This window comes from Asanoa sp. NPDC050611 (genome assembly GCF_040654855.1).
GTDB lineage: Bacteria > Actinomycetota > Actinomycetes > Mycobacteriales > Micromonosporaceae > Asanoa.
Genome location: NZ_JBFAIU010000483.1, coordinates 1 through 4,361 on the forward strand (window position 1 = coordinate 1; position 4,361 = coordinate 4,361).

The 4,361-nt window shown below is 75.5% G+C and carries 6 protein-coding genes; 2 read left to right on the forward strand and 4 right to left on the reverse strand.

Going from position 1 to position 4,361, the window contains the following annotated elements:
• Window positions 1–566 (reverse strand): MFS transporter (locus AB0H87_RS38670; protein WP_360157768.1); only part of this gene is annotated, 566 nt, incomplete at its 3' end.
• 19 nt (window positions 567–585) lie between these two features.
• Between AB0H87_RS38670 and AB0H87_RS38675 the strand changes: the two genes are divergently transcribed.
• On the forward strand, window positions 586–1,149 hold the full coding sequence (locus AB0H87_RS38675; protein ID WP_360157771.1) for a CGNR zinc finger domain-containing protein: 564 nt from the start codon (window positions 586–588) through the stop codon (window positions 1,147–1,149).
• Here AB0H87_RS38675 and AB0H87_RS38680 read toward each other — a convergent pair.
• Both AB0H87_RS38680 and AB0H87_RS38685 read right to left on the reverse strand, forming a co-directional pair.
• Window positions 1,116–2,093 carry a Gfo/Idh/MocA family oxidoreductase gene (locus AB0H87_RS38680; RefSeq protein ID WP_360157774.1) on the reverse strand — a complete coding sequence of 326 codons (978 nt, stop codon included), beginning with the start codon at window positions 2,091–2,093 and terminating at the stop codon, window positions 1,116–1,118. The two genes, AB0H87_RS38675 and AB0H87_RS38680, sit on opposite strands and share 34 nt — an antisense overlap.
• On the reverse strand, window positions 2,090–2,890 hold the full coding sequence (locus AB0H87_RS38685) for a helix-turn-helix transcriptional regulator (RefSeq protein WP_360157777.1): 801 nt from the start codon (window positions 2,888–2,890) through the stop codon (window positions 2,090–2,092). The genes AB0H87_RS38680 and AB0H87_RS38685 overlap by 4 nt, the downstream gene beginning before the upstream one ends.
• Window positions 2,891–2,977: 87 nt before the next feature.
• On the opposite strand from AB0H87_RS38685, the gene AB0H87_RS38690 reads away from it, so the two are divergent.
• Window positions 2,978–3,391: a hypothetical protein gene (locus AB0H87_RS38690; RefSeq protein WP_360157780.1), complete on the forward strand. Its 414-nt coding sequence runs from the start codon at window positions 2,978–2,980 to the stop codon at window positions 3,389–3,391.
• On the opposite strand, the gene AB0H87_RS38695 is transcribed toward AB0H87_RS38690, so the two are convergent.
• On the reverse strand, window positions 3,378–4,361 hold a 984-nt coding region (locus AB0H87_RS38695; protein WP_360157783.1), incomplete at its 5' end, for an MFS transporter. The two genes, AB0H87_RS38690 and AB0H87_RS38695, sit on opposite strands and share 14 nt — an antisense overlap.

Sequence of the window (4,361 nt, forward strand, 5' to 3'; positions counted from 1 at the left end):
ATCACCATCACCGGTGCCCCTGCGGAGAACGCGCAGGCCGAGCGCCTGTTCACCGCCGCCGTGACGGCGAGCGCCGGGCCCGCACCGGCCACGCTGGCCATGACCGCGACCAGTGCGGGGCCGCCCAGGCCGGCCACGTCGTAGCTGGCGGTGTCGGCGGCGTTCGCGCGCGGCAGCCCACCGGGGGCCGCGAGGCGGGGCACCAGCGCGCTGAAGCCACCGGTCAGCACGGGGGCGGTCACGCCGGCCAGCAGCCCGAGGCCGATCAGCACCGCGGCCGGCGCGCGGCCGGCCAGCAGCAGGATGCCCGCGAGCGCGCCGGCCAGGGCGACCAGGTTGGCCAGGAACAGCCCGCGCGGACGGCGCAGCCGGTCGAGCAGCGCGCCCAGCACCGGGCCGGTGACCAGCGTGGGCAGCGCGAACGCCGCGACGACCAGCCCGGCCAGCCGGGGATCGCCGGTGCGGGCGACCACGTGCAGCGCCACCGCCACGCCGGCCGCCTCGTCGGCCAGCCGCGCGCCCGTCGCGGCGAAGAGCAGGCGGGTCGGTGCTGTAACGGGTTGCATGTCGAGTACCGTAACAGTCGTGACCGCGTTCGGATACTCGCGCTGGGCCGCCCTCGCGACCGCGCTCGCCAACACCGCGCCGGGGCAGCGGCACCCCGACCTGCTCGGCACGCCCGGCGATCTCGCGGCGTTGCTGCGCGCCCACGACGAGCCGGAGCCCGTCGACGCCGACGAGGCGGACCTGCGCGACGCGCTGGCCGCCCGGGACGCGTTCAACGCCGTCTTCGACGCCGCGCCCGACGAGACGGCACTGGCTGACCGGCTCAACGCGATGCTGGCGAGCAACGCCCGGCCGCGGCTGGTCGCGCACGCCGGCGTGCCCCTGCACCTGCACGTCGACGCGCCCGACTCGAACTGGGGTGGCTGGCTCGCCGCGTCGGGCTCGATGGGTCTCGCCCTGCTGGTCGCCGAGCACGGTGCGGAGGCGCTCGGGCGATGCGGAGCGCAGGACTGCCGCGACGCGCTGCTGCGCACGGGATCGGGGCCGACCCGGCGGTTCTGCTGCGCGACGTGCGCCAGCCGGGTCCGCGTCGCCGCCCACCGGGCGCGTCAGGGCCGCAGGGGCAGCCCGGCGGCCGAGTAGATCGCGTCGATCAGCGACATCGTCGCCACCGAGTCGTCGGGCGGCGTGAGGTTGGTCCGCCTGCCGTCGACCGCCGCGACGAACGCGCGCAGCTGGTGCACGTACGTCGGCTCGCCGCCGAACCGCTCCTGGCGCCGCCGCCCGTCGACGGCCAGCGCGAACCGGGACGGCAGCTGCGGTGTGGCGTAGTTGAACACCGACATCGTCCCGCGCGTGCCGACCACCCGGGCGCGGATCCGCAGCAGCGTCGACGACCACATCGACGCCTGGATGCGGCCGGTGCCGCCGCCGGGCAACGTGAAGTCGGCCGTCATCGCCCGGTCGATCCGCGGGTCCCGGCGCAGCAGGAGTGCCTGGGCGGCGGTCACGACGGGCTCGCCGGGACTGAGCATCCGCAGGCAGTGCACCGCGTAGCAGCCGGCGTCCATCAGGGCGCCGCCGGCCAGGTCGTACTGGTAGCGGATGTCGCGGAAGCGGGGGAGCGGGAAGCACATCGAGGTCTCGACCCGCTCGATCGCGCCCAGCTCGCCTTCCCGCACCACGCCGGCCATCCGCCGGGCCAGCGGGTGGTAGCGGTAGTGGAACGCCTCCATCACCACGAGCCCGGTGCCGGCGGCCGCGTCCCGCACCGCGACGGCCTGCGCGGCGTTGCTGGTGAACGGCTTCTCGCACAGCACGTGCTTGCCGGCCGCGATCGCGGCGAGGGTCCACCGCGCGTGCAGGCCGTTGGGCAGCGGCACGTAGACCGCGTCCAGGCTCGGATCGGCGACCAGCTCGTCGTACGAGTCGTGCACCGTCGGTATGCGATGCCGCTTGGCGAACCGGGCCGCCCGCCCGCGGTCCCGCGCCGCGACGGCGGCGACCTCGACACCGTCGACGGCCTGCGCCGCCCGCACCAACGCCGCCGGCGTGATCCGCGCGGCCCCGAGCACCCCGATCCTCACTGCCGCAGTCTAGAAGCCGCCGCCCGGTCCAGGTCGGCCAGCAGCTCGGCCGTCGCGTCGTCCGCGGGCAGGAAGGCCTCCAGCCGCAGCTCCGACACCGCGACGTCGACGGCCGTACCGAAGTGCGCCAGCGTCGTCATCAGCCGCAGCTCACCGTCACCCCGGCGCAACCGCAGCGGCACGGCGAATCCCACGTGGTCGGGACCGAGCCGCTCGGCGGCCGGGGGCACCAACGGTTCCAGGGAGGCGACCAGCTCGTCGAGCGCCGGATCCGGCGTGTGGTCGGCCTGGCGGCGCATGGCGTCGACCACGTGCCGCGCCCATTCGGCGAAGTTGACGATCGCGGGTGCCAGACCCCGGGGATCCAGCAGCAGACGGGCCACGTTCACCGGTTCCTGGCGCAGCTCGGGGGCGGCGTCCCCGGTCAGCGTCCAGAACGCGCGGTTGGCCGAGACCAGGCGGGCGTAGCGGTCGACGACCATCGCCGGGTACGGCAGATGGCCACGCAGCACCCGCTCGAGCGCGTCCCGCACCGCCGCGTAGCGGGCATCGCCCAGCGGCGCGTCCGCGTAGGCGGGTGCGTAGCCCGCGGTGAGCAGCAGCTGGTTGCGCTCGCGCAGCGGCACCTCCAGCGCCTCCGCGAGCCGCACGACCAACGGCCGGCCCGGCGCCGACCGCCCGCGCTCCAGGAAGCTGACATGCCGCTGGGTGGTGCCCGCCCGGGCCGCCAGCTCGAGCTGGCTCAACCGCCGCCGGGAGCGCCACCCGCGCAACGCCGCTGGGAAATCCTCGCCCACTCCACCGGTCTACCCCGCCCGGCGGGCGGTCCGCCATTCCCCGCGGGGAATTGTCGCCATGCCGTGGCGCGCGGCACCGTCGTCCCCATGGACACACACGCAGACCTGGCCGACCGCTACATCGCGGTCTGGAACGAGCCCGACGCGCAGCGCCGCCGCGCCCTGGTCGGTGAGCTGTGGAGCGCCGACGGCACACACCAGATGCATCCACCGGAGGAGGTCCGCACCGTGGCGGACCGCTTCGGGGTCACCCCGAGACTGACCGCGCACGGCCACGCGGAGCTGGAATCCCGCGTCACGAAGGCGTACGAGGAGTTCGTCGCACCAGGCCGGTACCTGTTCCGGCCGCAGGACACCGGAACCCGGGTCCACGACGCCCTGAAGTTCCGCTGGGAGATGGTCGACCGCTCCGACGGCACCGTGGCGGCCGTCGGACTCGAGGTGCTCCTGCTCGAGCCGGACGGGCGGATCCGCATGGACTACCAGTTCATCGAGGCCTGAGCTCCGCCAGCGCCGTCGGGGTCAGCTCGCGCGGCTGCTCGTCGGGGCGTAGCAGGAGCACGGGGACGGTGGCGGCCGCGGTCAGAGCCGCCGTGAAGCTGCCGTCGGTGAACTGGGCCACCGGGCCGCGCGGGGACGGGCCGACGACCACCGTGCGGGCGTCCACATCGGACGCGTGCGCGGCCAGGACCCGGGCCGCGGTGGCGTGGTCGCCGACGCTGTGCAGGAGCTGACCGCTCGCGGCGATCCCGGCGGCGGCGAGGCGGTCGAGGTGGGCGGCGAGCGCGGCCCGGGCCGACTCGAGCGGTTCCGGGTCGACAGCCAGCTCTTCGACCACCACGGTCTCCCGCACGTGCACGACCTCGAGCGGCGCGCCGCGGTCGCGGGCGACGCCGGCCGCGGCGTCGACCGTGGCGGGGGCGTCCGGGGTGGCACCGACCGCCACGACGACCGGGCGGCCGGCGGCGGTCGGGCCCACGGGCTCGAGGCGCGCGGCCGGCGCCGGCGTGGCCAGGCCGCGCTCCGCCTCGCCGAGCAGCCGGTGCCCGGTGGCCAGCACCGCGATGGCCAGCACGAACGTCACGCCGCCCAGGTAGAACGGGACCGACAGGGACCAGGCGTCGGCCAGCTTGCCGGCGACGAACGGTGCGAGGCCGCCGCCGATGAACCGGACGAAGCCGTACGCCGACGAGGCGACCGGGCGCTCGACCGGCGCGACCAGCATGACCGCCTGCGTGGTCAGCGTGTTGTTGATGCCGATGAACGCGCCGCTGACGATCACGGCGACGATCACCGCCGAGGGCGTCGACACGCCGGCGCCGATCACCGCCATCACGACGCCGAGCGCGGCCAGGTTGACGTAGAGCACCTTGGCCGTGCCGAACCGGGCCTGCAGCCGCGGCGCGAAAAAGACGCTGAACAGCGCGACCAGCAGGCCCCAGCCGGTGAAGACCAGGCCGAGCCGGTGCGC